This is a genomic window from Acinetobacter pengchengensis, from assembly GCF_982235305.1.
Genome location: NZ_CEVATJ010000001.1, coordinates 2,704,469 through 2,723,227, shown reverse-complemented (window position 1 = coordinate 2,723,227; position 18,759 = coordinate 2,704,469). Strand labels below are relative to the sequence as shown.

Sequence of the window (18,759 nt, the reverse complement as noted above, 5' to 3'; positions counted from 1 at the left end):
ATTGGTGATGTTGCATTGATTGGTTGAGTGATTGAATACTAAAGTTGAGATGTTTTTTTAAAGTCACAGTGATTTTCATGATCATCGACCATGCCTACAGCTTGCATAAAAGCATAGCAGGTGGTCGGCCCCACAAATTTAAAACCATTTTTCTTTAGGGCTTTGGACATGGCAACACTAGCGTCGGTTTGTGAAGGTGCAATACGATAGTCAGGTACATCATTCCTAATAGGCTGCTGTGCAACAAAATCCCAAAGCCATGTTACGACGTTTATATCGGCATCTTTTAATTTTTGCCATGCACGTGCGTTGTCACGAATCGCTTGTAATTTACCTCGATGTCGAATCAATCCAGCATCTTGTAATTTAAGTGCGATATCGTCATCACTGAGGGCTGCAATTTCAGTAATGCTGTATTGGAAAAAATGCTGACGATACGCTTCACGTTTTTTCAGAACAGTAATCCAAGACAAACCTGCTTGTTGTCCTTCTAGGCAAAGCATTTCAAATAAATGCGCTTCGGTAAATACAGCTTGTCCCCACTCTAAATCATGATAGGCCATATAGAGTGGATCATCGGAACACCAACCACAGCGTTGTATCGTCATGGGTCATGCTCCTTGTTGAATAGATAGCTGAATAGATATAAATGGGAAGGACTTAAAGCTGAAAAGCTGCCCATTGGTTGTTTTGGTTATCCCAGTAATATAGTTCTGCCTGTTGCAGATCGTGAAAGGAAATCCAGTTGTCTTTACCGACTTTATCTGAATAACCTGTGCTGATGAGCAGGGCATCTTCAGTAATTTCCATGACCCAGCCTTGGTGGACTTGTCCTGTCAACACAATTTTTTGTTGATTGCCAGATTCTGCAAATTCCACCAATCGATTTATCAAGGCTTCAGACATGAAATGTTCCTAACAAAATTAACGTAAATAAGGATAAGGATTGACCGCGCCGCGTCCTTTACCATTTAAATAAAGTCCGTAATGCAAATGTGCAGCAGTGTGCCGGGCGTTGCCTGTATTACCGACATAGCCAATATGCGTTCCAGCTTTGACATAATCGCCCACGTTTAAACCGCGTTTGTGCCCATCTAAGTGTGCATAATAATGCCAAGTGCCTGCAGGCCCTAATATCCAAATTACTTTACCACCTAAGCGATTATCGCGTAAGTCGGCAATTAAACCTTCTGTGGCGCTATACACTTTGCTGCCTTTCGGGGCAATGATGTCGATGCCTTCATGCAAACGTCCGCTACTGCGAGATGCACCCCAAGTGTTATTCAACTGATGTGCTTTAATGCCCTGCACAGGAATGGGCAGGCGGGTTTTTAAACTCATTTGATTGAGTTTTTGCACCAAGGCAGGCGGGAGTGGGGTACTGGGACGTTTTGGTGCAGAACTACAGGCTGCTATCAATAAGGTGAAGAGTGACAGGCTTAAGACAGCAATCCATCGAAACATAAGACATCCTTGTAATGGCAGTGAAAGCAAAAATTTCATTCATCACGATGCTTGACTATGTCACAGATTGATTGCCGAGATCAATTTTTTCATGGCAGTGGGAATTCCTAAATCACTGGCTTGTTCTGGACTATACCACTCTGCATTCAGTTCAATTGCGAGGTGTTCTTGCAGATCGGCATCGACCTGAAAACAAATGGCTTCGAGCTGCCAGGTGAAATGGGTAAAACTGTGAGAAATTTGTGCACGTTGCTGCACGTGTTTAAGACCTAAACTTTGACACAACTGCTCAAAAGCCAATCTATCTTCAATTACAGGCAAACACCATAGCCCGCCCCACAGTCCGGTATTGGGACGCTGTTGCCAGAGCCATTGTTCAGCACATTGCAACACCAACACCTGTGCAGATTTTACAGGCACGGCTTTTTTCGGTTTTTTAAACGGCAGCTCTTGTTCTAAACCTTGTTGATGGGCTTTGCAGTGTTGCTGCATAGGACAATAAAGGCACAAGGGTTTTTTCGGGGTACAAATGGTGGCGCCTAAATCCATTATGGCTTGGGTGTAGTCATGGTTACGTGTGACAGGGCAAAGCTGCTCTGCCAGTTGCCACATGGCACGTTCATGCACAGGTTTGGATAAATCATCTTCAATAGCAAAAAAGCGTGCCAATACGCGCTTTACATTGCCATCCATAATGACGCCGTATTGACGTAAACCCAGTGACATCATAGCACCGCCTGTAGAGCGACCAATGCCAGGCAAGGCCATCCATTGTTCCAAGGTGCTTGGGAAATGCCCTTGCTGTGCCACAATTGCGGCTGCTTTATGCAAGTTACGGGCGCGGGCGTAATAGCCTAAACCTGCCCAATACGGTGCAACTTCATCCCAAGTGGCGCGTCCTAAATCTTGCACTGTCGGAAAGCGCTGCAAAAAACGCTCAAAATATTGCAATACGGTTTTGACCTGAGTTTGTTGCAGCATAATTTCAGACACCCACACTGCATAGGGATCATCGGCGACTTGCCACGGTAGGTCATGGCGTCCGTGTTGATCAAACCACGTGAGGAGAGCATCGGAAAAAGAAAAAGCAGTCATGCGAACCCAATATGTAAAATAGCTGCTCAGTATAGCCAAACTGGCACGGGAATGAGGTGCATAAAAAAAAGAAGATGAGCTTGCATCTTCTTCTTTCGGTTTGGTTTCACTTAGTTTGGGATAAAACGAGTGGTGGTTTAAATTTGACCGCTCATGCCCCAACGGTTATCTAGCTTTAAGGTCTGACCTGCATAGCGTGGAATAATGTGGATGTGTAAATGCTCAGATTTTGCATCAAATACATCGCCATCATTAAAACCAACATGGAAACCTGCAGGTTGATGACGCAATTGCAACTCATTGCGCGCCAACTCTAATAAAGACATCAGGCTTTTACGCTCTTTGTCGGTGACTTCAAAAAAAGAACCCACATGACGTATTGGAATAATTACGCAATGTCCTTTAGATAGGGCATTCGGTTCAGGCAAAATTACCCCAAATTCATTTTTTGCCAAAACATCATAATCATCAAAATTGCAATAAGGGCATTGCTCAGTCATTGTTATATCCTCTTCTTTAAAATTTTCTTGGCTTGCGTTGAGTATATGTTGCGTAATGGGAACAGCAGATTAATCTGTTAAACGACGATTCAACACTTCGTACATTGCCGCTAAACCTTGCTGCTCTGCCGATGCGTTGTAGCCTAAATCGACTCCATTGGCTTTTGCACGTTCATCGGCTTGAGGGTTACTAAAACCGTGTTTGGCATCTTCAAAAATAATCACTTCATGCTCAACTTGAGCCGCGTGCATTTCTTCACGGAAACTTGCGACGTCGTCTAAAGTCACCATGCTGTCTAGCTCACCATGCAACACCAAAATCTCGGCTTGTACCTGACCTTGTTGTGCAGGGGCTTTCGGGCTGAGGTTGGCGTGGAAGGTAACCACTGCTTTTAATGCTGCACCAGAACGAGCCAAATCCAGTACGACTTTGCCGCCATAACAGAAACCAATTGCAGCAAGTTTATCGCGATTTACTTCAGGTTGGGCTGCTAAAGTGTCCAAAGCTGCAGACGCACGAGTCACAATTGTGTCGGCATCTGCAAAAGTTTGCATCATCCACTCATTGGCTTGGGCTGCGGTGGTGGTGACTTTTTTATCGCCATACATATCAATTGCTAAGGCTGCAAAACCATGTTCAGCCAATTCACGTGCGCGTTGTTCGGTGTATTCGTTACGTCCCCACCATTCAGGTGCGACAATCACCCCCGCGACAGCTTGAGCTGCTTCTGGTGCAGCAAAATAACCGATCAATTTGCTGCCGTCTGCAGCTGTATATTCAATTTCGCGAGTTTTAATTGCTAAAGCCATGTCTTATTCCTTATCGTTTTCAATGCCATGATTAAAGCATAATAATATGGCACGCATTTTTAAAAACAGGGCAAAACCTGCCTATAAATGTGAGAAAATATTTTTAAAATGGGCAAATTGGCATTTACTGCATTAATAGCAGACATAAAAAAAGAAGGAATAAATCCTTCTTTTTTTATGTCTGCTTTTAGAAATTTATAGACGAGATCACTAGATTTTTCCGCGAGAGAGGAAACCAACAATTGCCAAAATCACAGCGATCACCAATAAAATAATGGCAAAGTCTTTGGATAAACCAGCGACACCACCAAAACCAAGTAAACTCGCGATTAACGCAATCACTGCGAAGATTATAGCCCAACGAAACATAATTGTTCTCCATGTGTTTTTATTGCTTCTGAATTGAGTATAGGGAGCTGAACACAGTAGAGTGTTTTGTTTTTGTGTATTAAATGTTCAGTTGTTTGAGTTAAGTGTTTGATTCATTTAAAGACCAAACAAAAGCAACAAGGTGAAATAAGGCTGATATAATGACGCAGTTTTGTTATTTTCTGTGCGCTATGTCTGATCAATTACGACCTGAATTTTGGAAAAACTATCTGCTGAATGCCTTAAATGCTGCGGAATGGGAAGCCTTGTGCGATGGTTGCGGTTTATGCTGTTTGATCAAACTAGAAGATGAAGACACGCAGGAAGTGGCCTATACCAAAGTGGCATGCAAGTTACTGGATTGTAACACAGCACGTTGTTCAGATTATGCCAATCGCTTTGACTTTGTACCCGATTGCATTCAACTCACCCCCGAAAAACTCGAAAAAATTCACTGGTTGCCGCCAAGCTGTGCCTATCGCCGTTTAAAACAGGGCAAAAATTTGCCATCTTGGCATTATTTGAATACGGGTTCACGCCAAAGTGTGATTAAAGCCAAAAAATCTGCAGCAGGACGTTGTATTTCAGAATTGGATGTTGCAGAAGAAGACATAGAAGATTATGTGGTGCGTTGGGTGCGTTAATTCATATTGTAGAACAAACCGTGAATCGTGTTTTAGTGATAAATCGGTACGATTAGAAATACTCCAAAGCTTGAGATCATAGTAGACTAGGTTGAAGTCAAGTATAGAAATAACAAGATGTCAGAGAGTCATATTCCACTGCCTGAGCGTTTGCGTCCACGCGATTTAGCGCAAATTATTGGTCAAGATCATCTTTTAGGTGAGCAAGCGCCGTTACGCCAAATGATTGATCAGGGGCATTTGCCTTCGATTATTTTCTGGGGACCACCTGGGGTGGGGAAAACCACCATTGCTTTGCTGTTGGCGCAGGCGGTAGATCGCCCCTTTATCAGCCTTTCTGCATTGAATACTGGCGTCAAAGAGCTGCGGGAAATTATTAGCGAAGGCGGCGATTTGCTCACGCCAGTGGTGTTTATTGACGAAATTCATCGTTTTAATAAGTCACAGCAAGATGCTTTATTAAATGCGGTAGAAAAGGGCAAAATCACCTTAATTGGTGCGACCACTGAAAATCCATCTTTTGAAGTCAATAGCGCACTGCTCTCACGTTGTCAGGTCTATACTTTAAAGGCTTTAGATGCCGATGCAATTCAGACCTTGCTAATACAAGCCATTCAGCAAGATCAGTTCTTAAAAGACCGTTATATTCAGATTGAAGAATTTGATGCCCTGATTCAGTTTGCTGCAGGCGATGCACGCAAGGCTTTAAACCTACTAGATTTGGTGGCGAGCACCTTTGAACCGGATGTAGAAAGTATCATCACCAACGCGATAGTGGTCAAGGTTGCGCAACAAAATATTGCCCGTTATGACAAGTCGGGCGAGCAACATTATGATTTGGTGTCAGCTTTTATTAAGTCAATTCGTGGCAGTGACCCCGATGCTGCATTGTACTGGATGGCGCGTATGCTTAAAGGCGGTGAAGATCCCACTTTTATTGCGCGTCGCATGCTGATTGCTGCTTCGGAAGATATTGGCAACTCCAACCCGAATGCCTTGTTGTTGGCAGGCGAATGTTTCCGCTCGGTACAAGTGTTGGGTATGCCTGAAGCGCGGATTATTTTAGGACAATGTGCAGTATATTTGGCGACCAGTGCCAAAAGTAACAGTACTTATTTGGCAATTAATAAAGCCATGGATTTGGCTGAAAAAACCGCCAACTTGCCTGTGCCACTGCATTTGCGTAATGCGCCGACCAAACTGATGAAAGAACAAGGTTATGGGGTAGATTATTTGTATCCACACAATTACCCCGAACATTTTGTGTTACAAGACTATTTACCGCCTGAACTGAAAGACACAAAATTGTATGAGTCGGCACGCAATAAGCGTGAAGTAGAAGGTGAGCGTTTACAACAACGCCGTTGGCAGCAGACTCAATCTTAAGTCGTTTGGTATATATGCAAAGATATTTACCCAAAATATTGGCATAAAAAAAGCTCAAGAATCAACTTGAGCTTTTTTTACATTTGTTTGCAGCCTTGAGTGCTGCATTCAAAAGCTTAGAGCGGTTTGATGTTTACAGCATTCGGGCCTTTTTGACCTTGTGCAATGCTGAATTCAACTTGCTGACCTTCGTGTAAAGTTTTGAAGCCTGAGTGTGCGATTTCGCTGAAATGCGCAAACACATCTGGACCAGATTCTGGTTGAATAAAACCAAAGCCTTTAGTTTCGTTAAACCACTTTACCGTGCCTTTCATTGTCGGATTTGACATAGGGAAATATCCTGCTGAATTTTAATATGTTGCAATCTAAAAAAGATTTGGAATTACTGGGAAAAAGATGCGACTTAAAATCTGAACAAACGAAGGATTACAAAATAAAACTACGGACTTAGACGATTAAAACGAACTTCATATTTTTCTAGTATGACAACAAGCATACACGGAATTGCAGAATACACAATTTAAATTCAGATAAATTTAAAAATAGGCGGACAGACTGGGTATTGTGGATGGGGCAAAGATTTGGTTTTTTGCAAAGATTCAGTGTATAAACCTTGCTTGGTCTACAGCAAAATACAAAAAACCGAGCAAGATTGCTCGGTTTTTGCAATTCAGCTTTCAAAATTGAAAAGCTTGAATTAGATATTGTCTAAGTCGATGCCCAAACGTGCAGCAACTTCTTCATAAGCTTCAACCACACCGCCTAAACCTTGACGGAAACGGTCTTTGTCGAGTTTTTTCTTGGTGTCTTTGTCCCATAAACGGCAACCGTCTGGAGAGAACTCATCACCCAATACAATACGGTCGTGGAATACACCAAACTCAAGTTTGAAGTCGACCAAAATCATGTTACCTGCGTCAAACAATGCTTTTAATACATCGTTGACTTGGTAAGTTAATTCTTTCATTTTTGCCAATTGTTCAGCATTGGCCCAACCTAAAGCAATCGCTTGAGATTCGTTTACCATTGGGTCGCCAAGCGCATCGTCTTTAAAGAACAATTCAAAGGTAGGTGGAGTTAGTTCTTTACCTTCTTCTACACCTAAACGACGGCAGAGTGAACCTGCAGCGTAGTTACGAATGACGCACTCTACAGGAATCATATCTAACTTCTTCACCAATACTTCGTTTGGTGTAAGTAGTTTTTCAAAGTGAGTTTCGATACCCGCTTCAGCCAATTTTTCCATGATAAAGGCGTTAAAACGGTTGTTCACCTTACCTTTACGATCTAGTTGTTCGATTTTTTCGCCATTGAACGCAGAGGCATCATCACGAAAGACTAAAATCAGGTGGTCTGCACTGTCTGTGGTATAAACAGATTTTGCTTTACCAGTATAGAGCAAGGTTTGTTTTAACATGAGGGAACCTTTTTCAAAAAAAATGCCTAGTACGGCTAGGCTGGCCAATTTTGGTAAATCTGGGCCAACAGATCTGCAGCTTTTTCTTGATCTGCAAAGCTGTTATCGGCATTGAACACGGCTAGGTTGTTGCTCGAACCGACAGAGGTCAATCTTAAGACATAAATCTGTTGATCGACCTTAATGGTTGCCTCGTAACGGTTCTTACTTTGACCAACAATGCTGTAATTCAGACTGCTGAGGGTGGCAAGTGTGTATTGCCAAATTGTAGCAGAATTTCCATCAATTTTGAGCAACGGATTTTGGTTTCCGTCAACTACAGGTTGAGGACGTCCAATTTGCGTACTGTCTTGAACTGTGTTGTTGCTGGCTTGCATGGCTTCAGGACGTGGCATCGCAAAACGGTTGCCACGTGCATTTTCAAGCTTAGGTGCATTTGCTGTTGCTAAAGGGTCAACGCTTGGTGCAGGATACAACGGTGTTGCAGGTCGAACCACAGAACCTTCCGGATATTGAAGTGGTGCTAAAGTAGCGGCGTCTTTATAGTCCAATGAACCATTATTGATGGCAAGAGAACTACAACCAGCCAAACTCAATACTGAAAGTGCGGCGATAAAACCAAAACGTAATTGCATCATACTAAGCTCTTTTATTGAATGACACCCGCAGCCTGAAGGGCTTCGCGTAACGGTGCACGATATTGTTCTGCAAGCGGAGTTAATGGCAGGCGAATTCCTGTACCAATTAATCCCATTTCATGAAGTGCCCATTTCACAGGAATTGGGTTCGATTCACAAAATAGAATATTGTGTAAATTTGCAATCGCACTGTTTTGTTGCTCTGCACCTGCAGCATCACCTGCGATTGCAGCCGCGCAAACTTGGCTCATGGCTTTTGGTGCAACATTGGCAGTTACAGAAATATTGCCTTTTGCACCGTGCAGCATCAATTGATATGCCGTAGCGTCATCGCCTGAGTACACCACCATGTTTTTGCCTGCCAAGCCAGCCAATAATTGCTGACCACGTGGCACATCGCCCGTTGCGTCTTTTACGCCTACAATATTGGGGATGTCAGCGAGACGGATGACCGTTTCATTTGACATATCTACACCAGTACGACCTGGTACATTATATAAAATGATAGGTAAATCAACTGCTTCTGCAATTGCTTTATAGTGCTGGTATAAACCTTCCTGCGTTGGCTTATTATAATAAGGCGTCACTAATAAGGCTGCATCTGCGCCCAATTGTTGTGCTTCTTTGGTCAGTTCGATGGCTTCATGCGTTGAGTTTGCACCAGTACCAGCAATGACAGGAATACGCTTATTTGCGACGCGAATAATTTCTGCGATCACTTTGGTGTGCTCTTCCATACTTAAGGTCGATGCTTCACCTGTTGTACCCACAGCAACAATACTGTTGGTGCCTTGTTCTATGTGCCACTCAACCAGCTTCTCGAGACCTTTCCAATCTACGCTGCCATCTTCTAACATTGGGGTGACAATTGCGACAATTGAGCCTTGAATGGTCTGTGCTTGCTGAGTCATTTTTTTAAAAGATCCTATTTTTCCATCCACAGAGGTGTAGAAAAGTAGATGTGGATGGTTGCAGTATTTTGATTTGGGTCAAAATTCAATCAAATTGATTAAATAATGCTTAGCTAAATTATGACTGATTCAGTGTGTCAGAACAATATGCTTTCGTCAAAGCAATCATAAACTTTGTCTAATTTAATATTTTAGGATTAGATGCTTGTTCTTTAAAATAATAACCATCATCCTTGATGCCCAAAATTTCACCCGTATAGCGCAGCGGTCATCAGCGCTTTATTAGCCTTAAGTTTGAAATACAATGCTGAATACGGAATGTTTATATAAAAAACGCTCAATTCAGAGCTTGTGTTGATTATATCTAATTGTTTTAATTGGAATATTTTTATTTTTTCTTTCCAGGATTAATATCTTTTTAAGTCTACTCTACATCATGCAGGCTTCTTAAATAGTGAGAATTTCTAGCTAAATAGTAGTGTTTTTAAAAAATGATAGAAACGCAGCTGAATTATTTTTTTCGCTATATTAGACCTCTTGCGAAAGTATAGTTTTATCTAATTTTTGAATTGGCTAAAACCTTATAAAATATAGCTTTTGACTGCTTAAAATTTGACTAACGCAAGAAGTCTATTTTGCTGCGCAATTTATTTGGGTGGTTTATTGCCATTTATTGTGATTCCCTTGATGATGTGGGTTATTGCTACGTCGTATTCCAACTGTTTAAAAGATGAGAACAGTTGAAAGACCAAATAGCCTGCATCTGCAGGCTATTTTTTTTGTATGTTGATCGCTGATTTTTTAGCAAAAATACTTGAATGAAGTGTGACAAGTACTGTCGCAAAGCTGCTTAATTTATTGGGTGGCAATGACGCAAGCAGGGTATAATAAGACCTAAAAAACAGTAAAGATAAGAGCATTATTTGAAGCAGAAAAAATTAATTGCAGAATTTCAGTTGAATCAACAACAATTTTCGCTGTATCTGATTGAATATGAATTTGTTTTAGAATTGAAACGCCGTTTTCGTGCAGCAAGAACTTCTCCAAAACAAAACGCATGGTTGGCATTTGCCGATCAAGCCACTTATGAAGATGTCAACGCAGGTATTGATGCCTTTCAGGTGATGCGTTTAACCCGACAGCATTTGGTCACTTATTTAACTCGGCATCCACTGCCTTATTTTTATTTTCATGCTGCCACTGCACGCAAAGCCAAAATCTATCCACGTTTTGTAAGGCATTTATTGTTGCAGCTACAGAGCTATCAACATTGTGCTGAAAATGGTTCTTTTTATTTTTATCAAAGTGAAACCACTCAGACTTAAATTTCAGCTATGCTGAGAGCAGCATTTAGGATGGGAAAGGAAACAGCATGCAGCAGCTGAATAGTGCCTTAATTGTGGTCGATGTGCAAAATGGTTTTTGTCCTGGAGGTAATTTGGCGGTTGCTGATGCTGATCAAATTATTCCCTGCATTAATGCGCTGGGGCGTGTGTTTCAGAACATTGTGATCACCCAAGACTGGCATCCTGCAACGCATGTGTCCTTTGCTGCCAATCATGCAGGCAAACAGGACTATGAGCAAATTCAACTCAGTTATGGCGAGCAAGTGTTGTGGCCTGTACATTGTGTACAGGGCACACTCGATGCCGAATTACACCCAGACCTAGATTTGTCTAAAGCACAATTGATTATTCGCAAAGGTTTCCATGAGCAAATAGACAGTTATTCTGCCTTTATGGAAGCAGACCGCAAAACCACCACAGGTTTGGCGGCCTATTTAAAAGCCCGTGAAATTGATACAGTTTATATTGTGGGCATAGCTACCGACTTTTGTGTGGCTTGGACAGCGATAGATGCCTGTGAGTTGGGTTTTAGTACCTACGTGATTGAAGATGCCACCAAAGCGATTGATTTAAATGGCTCTTTAGAACAAGCATGGCAACAAATGCTGGCACATGGTGTGCAGCGGATTCAAAGTGCAGATATTTTAAATTAATGTCAGATACATGGTTTAAGATAAAAGAAGTCACTAAAAGTGCTGTTTTGCTATAAAAATGTATTGAATGTAAGATAAAACATACAAAATCAAATTTTTAGATTGACCTTATCCTAACGAAATATTCTGCAACTAACTGTGGTTGTAACATGATTGTCATAATCTCTACCTACCATGCCTGCACAGAGGCGAAATAAGCAGACTGTCCCAAAGCAGCATAGAGAAGATATGGAACACATTCAGCATTCATCTGATACTTATTTTAATCGTGAACTTTCCTTAATTGAGTTTAACCGTCGGGTTTTGGCGCAAGCATTAGACCCTGATTTACCTATTTTAGAACGGTTGAACTTTTTAATTATTTTTTCACGTAATTTAGATGAGTTTTTTGAGATTCGAGTCGCTGGGCTAATGAAGCAGCTCGATTTGAATGCCATTACCCGTACCCCAGATGCCATTCCGACCGAACAGGTCTTGGCAGAACTGTCTGATAAAGTGCATCAGGCGGTGAAGCAGCAATACGACACCTTAAACTATGCCATTTTGCCGCAGCTGCAAAGTTTAGGAATTCACTTTATTCAATATCATGACATTTTGGATAAACATAAAGCGTGGATTGCCGATTATTTTGCCCGTCAGGTACAGCCTGTTTTAACGCCAATCAGCCTTGACCCATCGCATCCATTTCCACGTTTGGTCAATAAAAGTCTGAATTTTATTGTCAGCTTACAAGGCAAAGATGCCTTTGGCCGTGAAATTGAAATGGCGATTGTGCCTGCGCCACGCTCCTTGCCACGTTTAATCAATTTGCCAAAAGAAGTGGCAGGCAGTGCAACAGAACACATTTTCCTGACTGCGATTATTCAACAACATATCAATGATCTATTCCCAGGCATGAAAGCCACAGGTTGCTATGCGTTTCGGGTGACCCGCAATGCCGACCTGATTTTGGCCGAAGATGTTGATGATTTGGCAGTCGCCTTAAAAGATGAACTATCCTCACGTCGTTTTGGGCGTGCAGTACGTTTAGAAATTGAAGATGATTGCCCGCAAGATATTATTGATTATTTGCTCAGCGAGTTTGATTTAGATGAACAGCAGCTATATCGGATTAGCGGGCCGATTAATCTGTCGCGTCTGACCAGTAGTTTTGACCGACCTGAATTGAAATATGCCCCTTTTGCACCTGTGATTCCTAAAATATTTCGCAAGCAAAAGCCGATGTTTGAGATTTTGAAAAAGCAGGATGTGTTACTGCATCATCCATTTGACTCTTTTCAGCCCGTGATTAATTTACTCAAAGAAGCGGCGAAAGACCCAAATGTGTTGGCGATTAAGCAAACGCTGTATCGCAGTGGCCCAGATTCTGAAATTGTGCAGGTACTGGCAGAAGCCGCGCGCAATGGTAAAGAAGTCACTGCCGTGATTGAGCTGCGCGCACGTTTTGATGAAGAATCCAATATTATGGTTGCTAACGTCTTACAAGAGGCAGGCGCGGTGGTGGTGTATGGCATTGTGGATTATAAAACCCATGCCAAAATGATTTTGATTGTGCGTCGTGAGCAAGACCAGTTGGTGCGCTATGTGCATTTGGGTACAGGCAACTATCACGCGGGCAATGCGCGTATGTACACCGACTATGGATTGATGACCACACATCCTGATATTTGTGAAGATGTGCATCGGGTGTTTCAGGAACTCACTGGTATGGGCAGATCAGCAAAATTAAAAAACTTGCTGCATGCACCATTTACCTTGCACAGTGAATTGCTCAAACTGATTGAACAAGAAATCGGGTTTGCACAAGCAGGCAAAGCTGCTCGAATTATCATTAAAGTCAATGCATTGACTGAGCCACAGTTAATTACGGCTTTGTATCGCGCTTCGCAGGCAGGAGTACAGGTCGATTTAATTATCCGCTCGATTTGTTGTTTGATTCCAAAAGTGAAAGGTATGTCTGAGCGTATTCATGTCCGTTCGATTGTAGGGCGCTTTTTGGAACATACCCGTGTGTATTATTTTGAGCATGGTAGTGCGAAAAAATTGTATTGTGCCAGCGCAGACTGGATGGGGCGCAACTTATTTTCACGGGTGGAAACCTGCTTCCCTATTTTGGATGAGAAAATTAAACAGCGTATTGTGGAAGATGGCTTGCTGAGTTATTTGCATGACAATCAAAATGCGTGGGAGCTACAAGCCAATGGCGAATGGCAGAAAGCTGCTGTGGTAGGGCAGGCTGCCGTACACAATGCGCAAATGTATTTGGTCGAGCAAAAACAGTTGAATGTGTAAATTGGGCTGCAGTAAATGGATGTGATCTAGCATCTGCGAATATAAAAAACCTGAGTATGTGCGCATACTCAGGTTTTATGTTTTCAAAGCATCACATGGATTGCTTTAAGAAGCTCTTGAATGTTTGCCTTTTAGAATTTCAGTTCGCAAGCTTTGCGCCAACTCAGCCGATTGGCTGTCCATACCATTCACCATAAAGGCATGACGCATCAGCACATTGGTCGGATTTGGCATACTCACCAATTCATAATGCGCAGACAGTTGATCCAAGAGTTCATTTGGTAAATGCACTGCATTTTCACGGGCAGATAATTGATGTACCAAACGCTCTGCCGCCTGCACCGCAGATAACTGCATGGCTTCGACTGCGGTAGATAAACCACTGCGAGTTTGCAACACAAAACGTTTTTCTTCGCGGTAACGCTTATACAGCACTTCAGACAATAACTGGAACACCGTGCCAATCATTGCCATACAGGCTGCTGCATTTGGCGTATTGGCTGCAATACTCAGTGTTGCGCCATCTTCATGGAATGGCTGTACCGTTTGAATATCGGAACGATTTAACTTGTAGTGTTGAACGCACAGTTCAATACTTTTGTTCAGGAAAATCTGACATAAGCTAAAATAAGGCACAGACACACTTTGCGTGACTGTGTCTAATAATTGTTTCGGGTCATAAAACTGAATATTCAGCGCAATGTTGTTCTGATCTTGGCTTTGCTCAATGGCTTTGTTTGCTTTAGGCGACATCACAGGTTTCGGTTGTTGCTGGGCCTGCGCAAGTGCCAAAGCGGTTTGATGTTTTTCTTGCTCAAGGGCTTGCGTCAATAATTGTAATTCGTGTTTGAGGCGAGATTCATTATTAATGCGTGCCAAATATTCACTACGGCTTGGACGGGCAATCGCGCGATAAGCCAACCATAACAAACCATGAACCAGTAATGATAAAAGTATTGCTAACCATTGGGTACGCAGAATTTCACCAATACTTGGCTGAATTAAGGTAATTTCAATGGTACCGACTTTCTTTTCATTGACGATCGCATCGCGGACAAAGACTTCACCTTCACGGGTACGTGACTGTCCACCTGTCGCCAAGACCTGATTTTTCGCATCTAAAATACGAATAGAAGCAATGCTTGGATTGGTGGCATAACGATTTACCAATAATGCCAGTGATACTGTATTAGCAGGTTCCAGCTCAGAAAGGCTGTCTGTGACCAGTTGGCTGGTCATTAACTGCCCCTGATTGGCGCGGTTTTCATTTAATTGGTGTGTTGTTGCAAGCACCAATAAAAAGGTGTGAAAAGCAAAACTTACAATCAATAGGCTAGCAAATAGCCCTTGTCTAGGCGCATTCAAGGTAAAACTTCCAAGGCATTTATATTCAATTTAGATTATGATTCTCACAATAGTTGTAGCTCAGACCCGAGTCAATTCATGCGAGAAATCATTCTTATATCATTTTTAGGACCTGACCAACCTAATCAGTTTACTCGATTAATGCAGGTATTGTCCGCTCATTCCTTACAAATCTTAGATGTTGGCCAAGCTGTTATTCATAATCAACTGACTTTAGGTATTGTTGTTGCATCAGAAGACCAGACTGCAACTGCTTTAGCCATGAAGGAGATGCTGATTTTAGCACATGATATTGGCTTAACTGTGCGTTTTAAACCAATCTCTGCAACTGAATATGAGCAATGGGTCAAAGAAGGCGGTCGCACCCGTTATATCGTGACTGCACTGGCGCCAGAGCTGAATGCCTCACATTTACAGGCGGTCACACATATTGTATCTAGCCAAGGTTTTAACATTGAAACCGTGACCCGTTTGTCGGGTCGTCCGCAGCTTAATACAACTGAAGACGAACCTAAACGTGCCTGTATTCAGTTTGGATTAAGTGGGCAAATGCTAGATGCAGTTGCTATGCGTGCTGCATGTTTAAGCCTGTCGAATGAACTGAGTGTGGATGTCGCGGTACAGGAAGACAATGCCTATCGTCGTAACCGCCGTTTGGTATGTTTTGACATGGACTCGACGCTCATTGAACAAGAAGTGATTGATGAGTTGGCAATTGAGGCAGGTGTGGGTGATCAGGTGGCGGAAATTACCGAACGTGCCATGCAGGGTGAACTGGATTTTCAGCAAAGTTTCCGCGCGCGTGTAGCATTGCTCAAAGGTTTAGACGCTGCGGTACTGCCTAAAATTGCTGAACGTCTGACCGTGACCGAAGGTGCAGAACGCCTGATTTCAACTCTGAAATCCTTAGGTTATCGCACAGCAATTTTGTCGGGTGGTTTCCAGTATTTCGCAGAATATCTACAGGAAAAATTGGGGATTGATGAAGTGCATGCCAACATTCTAGATGTAGAAAATGGCGTGGTCACAGGCGAAGTAAAAGGTCACATTGTAGATGGCGCGCGTAAGGCATTATTGCTGCGCGAACTGGCAGACAAAATGGGGATTTCTTTGGAACAAGCCATAGCGGTGGGCGATGGGGCGAACGACTTACCAATGCTTTCTATAGCAGGTTTAGGTGTGGCATTCCGTGCTAAGCCATTGGTACGTCAAAACGCCAATCAAGCCATTTCAAGTGTGGGCTTAGATGGTGTGCTGTACTTATTAGGCGTGCATGACAAAGATTTGAACCGTGCCTAATATGATAATTTAATGAAAAAAAGCAGCAGTTATGCTGCTTTTTTTGTTTGTATAATCAGCAGATAACGATGAACGGTCAACAGACACTGTCGATAAAAAACGCAACAGCACAGAAGGAAAAAAATATTTTTTTAGGCAAAAAATTAAGGTGTTTTTTTGTAATGACACGCGAATAAAGGGCTAGCTTAGCTTCCCGAAAACTACAAAATTTAAAAAATGTAATGACAATATAATATTGCGACAAGGTGTGTCGCTTTATAAAAATACAAGTCTTTTTTTATCTAGAAAACGCAGCATAATGCATACATAGAATTTAAATCGACATCCATTATTTATTTAAACGGTATTTGAAGTTGCAGACCAATTCAAAAAGAGGCTGCATCTTTAGACGGAGGTTTTTATGCTAACAGCGAATTTAGCGACCATTGTAGGCTTAAGCCTCGTCGCAGCTGCGTTGATTGCTGTTTTCTTTTCGCCTTATCGTCGCTGGTTAAACTTTATGTTGGCAGGTATGGTATTTTGGGGTTTATTGGAAGTGGTACGCTACAGTGTGCAAAGCGTATTTGATCTGCCCATTACCTACAGTTACTTGTCAGCAATTTTCTTGGCGATGACTATGGTGACTTTATTATTATTACGAGAAGATCGACGGGCAGAGCGTGCTTTGGCAAAACGTCGCTGTATCGAACATACTCCTGTGTATGAAGACGATCATCAGCAGTGTTCAAGCCGCTAAATCATACAGACTCAATTCAAAAACTTTAAATAAGATGCAACTGGTTTGCATCTTTTTTACTTTATTCGCACGGTAGTTTGCATCATTCAAACAGCGACAAAATTTTAAACCCTGCTAAAGATTGTTATACAAAGCTTTGCTGTAAAAAGCAGGAGTTGTGATAGGATAAGTCTATTGATTATCCAACAATTACAATAGGCTTCTCGGTCATGAAACTTTCTGCAATTCCTGTGATCAAACTACCTTTGGTTGATGTCAGTACCGATCCACTTGACCTGCTTGTGGCAGGCTTGGCATTGCGTATGAAACAGCTGGCACGTACCAGTCCAAAATTTATTGAATTGGTGCATGAGCGTCAGTTCCGCATTCAGATTGGCACAGATTTAGGCATGGCGCGTCAAATTATTGTCAACAATGGACATATTGATACTGTGGCAGGTGATGCAGAAAAAGCGGATTTTATTTTGCAGTTTGCAGACAGTGAGCAAGGTGTAAAAACCTTAATGAAAGGCGATCCAACTGCGTTTATGACAGGCATGCAAAACGGCAGCATTAAAATGGAAGGTGATTTTGGCTTATTGGTGTGGTTTAACCAAGCAGCGAAGTTGATTCCACCTAAACTGCCAAAACCTGTGAAAGAAAAAATCAAAATGGCGCGCCAGTTTATTCAACAAAAAACGGGTAAATGAATTCAAACTTATTGAAATATTTTGAATTATTCATAATAATGCACCCGCTTTAAAGGGGGCATTATTATGAAAAAACTATTTACAGCATCAATAATTGCAACAACTCTTACATTTACAGGTTGTGCAAGTATTTTTTCTGGTTCTACACAAACATTAACTTTTAAATCAGTACCTGATACAGCAAATATCAGCATTACAAATAAAGCTGGTGAAAAAATCCATACAGGTTCTACTCCAGCTACTGTTACTTTAAAACGTGGTAATGGCTTCTTTCAGCCAGCTAGTTATGAAGTAACTTTTACTAAAGATGGATATCAGCCAAAGAAAATTCAAGTAACTGCTAATGTGAACGGTTGGTATATCGCTAATATTATTTTTGGCGGTTTAATTGGATTGCTTATTATCGATCCTGCAACAGGTGCAATGTATACGCTTTCGCCAAAAGATGTAAATGCAGTACTTGATTCAACTCAATCACAAACTGCTCAAAATAAATCTAAACAAAGTTTAACTGTAATGTTAGTGAAAGATGTTCCAGTTGATATCATGAACCGCGCTAAATATATCACTACTTTATAAAGTAAGTTTAGAGCTCTCATTTGAGAGCTCTATTTTTAGTTAGTCAACTTCCAAACAAAAAGTCACAGGCCCATCGTTTACCAAATGCACTTTCATATCAGCAGCAAAAATACCCGTTTCTACTTGATCAAACTGACTTTTGGCGTAGTCCACCAATTGTTCATAGAGGGCTTTTGCTTCGTTTGGTGGCATCGCAGGGCCAAAATCAGGACGTAAACCTTTTTGGGTCTGAGCCATTAGAGTAAATTGTGAAACCAATAACACACCGCCATTGGCCTGACTGACATTCCAACCCATTTTGCCTTGTTCATCATCAAAAAAACGATATTTTAAAATTTTATCAATCAGCTTTTTGCCTTTCTCAAAATTATCGTCTTTGCTTAAGCCCAAAAACACCAAAATACCCTGTTGAATCTCGCCAGTGATTTCACCATCGACCACGACTTTGGCTTCAAGAACTCGTTGTAATAATGCACGCATGGGGGACTAATTTTCTCAGTGTGGGGACGGCTGCAGATTGTAGCAAACTCAGGCACTTTGGCGTGCATTAACATCAATCATGTAAG

Annotated in this window: 22 protein-coding genes; 9 read left to right on the top strand and 13 right to left on the bottom strand. The window is 41.8% G+C overall.

From position 1 onward, the window contains the following. Window positions 1-38: 38 nt before the first annotated feature. The 7 genes from AC0T5Z_RS13215 to AC0T5Z_RS13185 form a co-directional block, all read right to left on the bottom strand. Window positions 39-608, bottom strand: coding sequence for a DNA-3-methyladenine glycosylase I (locus AC0T5Z_RS13215; RefSeq protein WP_291341495.1), 570 nt, complete (start codon window positions 606-608; stop codon window positions 39-41). A 52-nt stretch (window positions 609-660) separates the two neighbouring features. Continuing rightward, window positions 661-906: a hypothetical protein gene (locus AC0T5Z_RS13210; protein WP_096902478.1), complete on the bottom strand. Its 246-nt coding sequence runs from the start codon at window positions 904-906 to the stop codon at window positions 661-663. An 18-nt stretch (window positions 907-924) separates the two neighbouring features. Continuing rightward, window positions 925-1,464, bottom strand: a complete 540-nt coding sequence (locus AC0T5Z_RS13205; RefSeq protein WP_096902479.1) for a M23 family metallopeptidase — start codon at window positions 1,462-1,464, stop codon at window positions 925-927. Between the two features lie 60 nt (window positions 1,465-1,524). After that, window positions 1,525-2,559: an A/G-specific adenine glycosylase gene (gene mutY / locus AC0T5Z_RS13200; RefSeq protein WP_096902485.1), complete on the bottom strand. Its 1,035-nt coding sequence runs from the start codon at window positions 2,557-2,559 to the stop codon at window positions 1,525-1,527. A gap of 137 nt (window positions 2,560-2,696) precedes the next feature. Further along, on the bottom strand, window positions 2,697-3,059 hold the full coding sequence (locus AC0T5Z_RS13195) for an HIT family protein (protein ID WP_096902480.1): 363 nt from the start codon (window positions 3,057-3,059) through the stop codon (window positions 2,697-2,699). A gap of 69 nt (window positions 3,060-3,128) precedes the next feature. Further along, on the bottom strand, window positions 3,129-3,869 hold the full coding sequence (locus tag AC0T5Z_RS13190) for a dienelactone hydrolase family protein (protein ID WP_096902481.1): 741 nt from the start codon (window positions 3,867-3,869) through the stop codon (window positions 3,129-3,131). 210 nt (window positions 3,870-4,079) lie between these two features. Further along, window positions 4,080-4,238 (bottom strand): DUF1328 domain-containing protein, encoded by a 159-nt coding sequence (locus AC0T5Z_RS13185; protein WP_004974108.1) that lies wholly within the window; start codon window positions 4,236-4,238, stop codon window positions 4,080-4,082. A 191-nt stretch (window positions 4,239-4,429) separates the two neighbouring features. Here AC0T5Z_RS13185 and AC0T5Z_RS13180 point away from each other — a divergent pair, with 191 nt between their 5' ends. Together AC0T5Z_RS13180 and AC0T5Z_RS13175 are read left to right on the top strand one after the other, a co-directional pair. Then, window positions 4,430-4,882, top strand: coding sequence for a YcgN family cysteine cluster protein (locus tag AC0T5Z_RS13180; RefSeq protein WP_435337407.1), 453 nt, complete (start codon window positions 4,430-4,432; stop codon window positions 4,880-4,882). Between the two features lie 117 nt (window positions 4,883-4,999). Continuing rightward, window positions 5,000-6,268, top strand: a complete 1,269-nt coding sequence (locus AC0T5Z_RS13175) for a replication-associated recombination protein A (protein WP_096902483.1) — start codon at window positions 5,000-5,002, stop codon at window positions 6,266-6,268. 116 nt (window positions 6,269-6,384) lie between these two features. Here AC0T5Z_RS13175 and AC0T5Z_RS13170 read toward each other — a convergent pair whose 3' ends face one another. The 4 genes from AC0T5Z_RS13170 to dapA all read right to left on the bottom strand — a co-directional run bounded on the left by AC0T5Z_RS13170 (window position 6,385) and on the right by dapA (window position 9,234). Then, window positions 6,385-6,597, bottom strand: coding sequence for a cold-shock protein (locus AC0T5Z_RS13170; protein WP_004974113.1), 213 nt, complete (start codon window positions 6,595-6,597; stop codon window positions 6,385-6,387). 368 nt (window positions 6,598-6,965) lie between these two features. Beyond that, entirely contained in the window at window positions 6,966-7,685 is a 720-nt protein-coding gene (gene purC, locus AC0T5Z_RS13165) for a phosphoribosylaminoimidazolesuccinocarboxamide synthase (RefSeq protein WP_004974116.1), read from the bottom strand. 35 nt (window positions 7,686-7,720) lie between these two features. Then, window positions 7,721-8,320, bottom strand: a complete 600-nt coding sequence (locus AC0T5Z_RS13160; RefSeq protein ID WP_096902486.1) for a lipoprotein-34 precursor (NlpB) — start codon at window positions 8,318-8,320, stop codon at window positions 7,721-7,723. Window positions 8,321-8,334: 14 nt separating this feature from the next. Further along, window positions 8,335-9,234, bottom strand: coding sequence for a 4-hydroxy-tetrahydrodipicolinate synthase (gene dapA, locus AC0T5Z_RS13155; protein ID WP_096902484.1), 900 nt, complete (start codon window positions 9,232-9,234; stop codon window positions 8,335-8,337). 923 nt (window positions 9,235-10,157) lie between these two features. On the opposite strand from dapA, the gene AC0T5Z_RS13150 reads away from it, so the two are divergent. The 3 genes from AC0T5Z_RS13150 to ppk1 all read left to right on the top strand — a co-directional run bounded on the left by AC0T5Z_RS13150 (window position 10,158) and on the right by ppk1 (window position 13,525). Continuing rightward, entirely contained in the window at window positions 10,158-10,559 is a 402-nt protein-coding gene (locus AC0T5Z_RS13150) for a hypothetical protein (protein WP_435337021.1), read from the top strand. A gap of 47 nt (window positions 10,560-10,606) precedes the next feature. Beyond that, complete coding sequence (gene pncA, locus AC0T5Z_RS13145; RefSeq protein WP_435337022.1) at window positions 10,607-11,233, top strand: bifunctional nicotinamidase/pyrazinamidase; 627 nt, start codon at window positions 10,607-10,609, stop codon at window positions 11,231-11,233. A gap of 228 nt (window positions 11,234-11,461) precedes the next feature. Next, window positions 11,462-13,525: a polyphosphate kinase 1 gene (gene ppk1, locus AC0T5Z_RS13140; RefSeq protein WP_435337023.1), complete on the top strand. Its 2,064-nt coding sequence runs from the start codon at window positions 11,462-11,464 to the stop codon at window positions 13,523-13,525. Between the two features lie 105 nt (window positions 13,526-13,630). Here ppk1 and AC0T5Z_RS13135 read toward each other — a convergent pair whose 3' ends face one another. Then, window positions 13,631-14,890, bottom strand: a complete 1,260-nt coding sequence (locus AC0T5Z_RS13135) for a hypothetical protein (RefSeq protein ID WP_291331365.1) — start codon at window positions 14,888-14,890, stop codon at window positions 13,631-13,633. Between the two features lie 78 nt (window positions 14,891-14,968). Here AC0T5Z_RS13135 and serB point away from each other — a divergent pair, with 78 nt between their 5' ends. From serB to AC0T5Z_RS13115, 4 genes are all read left to right on the top strand, one after another. Further along, a complete protein-coding gene (serB, locus tag AC0T5Z_RS13130) occupies window positions 14,969-16,189 on the top strand; it encodes a phosphoserine phosphatase SerB (RefSeq protein ID WP_435337024.1) in 1,221 nt (406 codons plus the stop codon). Between the two features lie 400 nt (window positions 16,190-16,589). Then, entirely contained in the window at window positions 16,590-16,925 is a 336-nt protein-coding gene (aciT, locus tag AC0T5Z_RS13125) for a ciprofloxacin tolerance protein AciT (protein ID WP_291331368.1), read from the top strand. A gap of 209 nt (window positions 16,926-17,134) precedes the next feature. After that, on the top strand, window positions 17,135-17,614 hold the full coding sequence (locus AC0T5Z_RS13120) for an SCP-2 sterol transfer family protein (RefSeq protein ID WP_291331370.1): 480 nt from the start codon (window positions 17,135-17,137) through the stop codon (window positions 17,612-17,614). Between the two features lie 66 nt (window positions 17,615-17,680). Next, window positions 17,681-18,193 (top strand): hypothetical protein, encoded by a 513-nt coding sequence (locus tag AC0T5Z_RS13115; protein ID WP_291331371.1) that lies wholly within the window; start codon window positions 17,681-17,683, stop codon window positions 18,191-18,193. 39 nt (window positions 18,194-18,232) lie between these two features. Here the strand turns inward: AC0T5Z_RS13115 and dtd are convergent, their stop codons facing one another. Beyond that, window positions 18,233-18,673: a D-aminoacyl-tRNA deacylase gene (dtd, locus tag AC0T5Z_RS13110; RefSeq protein WP_291331372.1), complete on the bottom strand. Its 441-nt coding sequence runs from the start codon at window positions 18,671-18,673 to the stop codon at window positions 18,233-18,235. Window positions 18,674-18,759: the final 86 nt, after the last annotated feature.

Coding starts and splice junctions, on each gene's coding strand:
- pncA (WP_435337022.1), top strand. CDS start 10,607: ATGCAGCAGCTGAATAGTGCCTTAATTGTGGTCGATGTGCAAAATGGT.
- AC0T5Z_RS13215 (WP_291341495.1), bottom strand. CDS start 608: ATGACGATACAACGCTGTGGTTGGTGTTCCGATGATCCACTCTATATG.
- aciT (WP_291331368.1), top strand. CDS start 16,590: ATGCTAACAGCGAATTTAGCGACCATTGTAGGCTTAAGCCTCGTCGCA.
- AC0T5Z_RS13195 (WP_096902480.1), bottom strand. CDS start 3,059: ATGACTGAGCAATGCCCTTATTGCAATTTTGATGATTATGATGTTTTG.
- AC0T5Z_RS13115 (WP_291331371.1), top strand. CDS start 17,681: ATGAAAAAACTATTTACAGCATCAATAATTGCAACAACTCTTACATTT.
- purC (WP_004974116.1), bottom strand. CDS start 7,685: ATGTTAAAACAAACCTTGCTCTATACTGGTAAAGCAAAATCTGTTTAT.
- AC0T5Z_RS13190 (WP_096902481.1), bottom strand. CDS start 3,869: ATGGCTTTAGCAATTAAAACTCGCGAAATTGAATATACAGCTGCAGAC.
- AC0T5Z_RS13120 (WP_291331370.1), top strand. CDS start 17,135: ATGAAACTTTCTGCAATTCCTGTGATCAAACTACCTTTGGTTGATGTC.
- AC0T5Z_RS13205 (WP_096902479.1), bottom strand. CDS start 1,464: ATGTTTCGATGGATTGCTGTCTTAAGCCTGTCACTCTTCACCTTATTG.
- dtd (WP_291331372.1), bottom strand. CDS start 18,673: ATGCGTGCATTATTACAACGAGTTCTTGAAGCCAAAGTCGTGGTCGAT.
- AC0T5Z_RS13175 (WP_096902483.1), top strand. CDS start 5,000: ATGTCAGAGAGTCATATTCCACTGCCTGAGCGTTTGCGTCCACGCGAT.
- AC0T5Z_RS13210 (WP_096902478.1), bottom strand. CDS start 906: ATGTCTGAAGCCTTGATAAATCGATTGGTGGAATTTGCAGAATCTGGC.
- mutY (WP_096902485.1), bottom strand. CDS start 2,559: ATGACTGCTTTTTCTTTTTCCGATGCTCTCCTCACGTGGTTTGATCAA.
- AC0T5Z_RS13160 (WP_096902486.1), bottom strand. CDS start 8,320: ATGCAATTACGTTTTGGTTTTATCGCCGCACTTTCAGTATTGAGTTTG.
- ppk1 (WP_435337023.1), top strand. CDS start 11,462: ATGGAACACATTCAGCATTCATCTGATACTTATTTTAATCGTGAACTT.
- dapA (WP_096902484.1), bottom strand. CDS start 9,234: ATGACTCAGCAAGCACAGACCATTCAAGGCTCAATTGTCGCAATTGTC.
- AC0T5Z_RS13180 (WP_435337407.1), top strand. CDS start 4,430: ATGTCTGATCAATTACGACCTGAATTTTGGAAAAACTATCTGCTGAAT.
- serB (WP_435337024.1), top strand. CDS start 14,969: ATGCGAGAAATCATTCTTATATCATTTTTAGGACCTGACCAACCTAAT.
- AC0T5Z_RS13170 (WP_004974113.1), bottom strand. CDS start 6,597: ATGTCAAATCCGACAATGAAAGGCACGGTAAAGTGGTTTAACGAAACT.
- AC0T5Z_RS13185 (WP_004974108.1), bottom strand. CDS start 4,238: ATGTTTCGTTGGGCTATAATCTTCGCAGTGATTGCGTTAATCGCGAGT.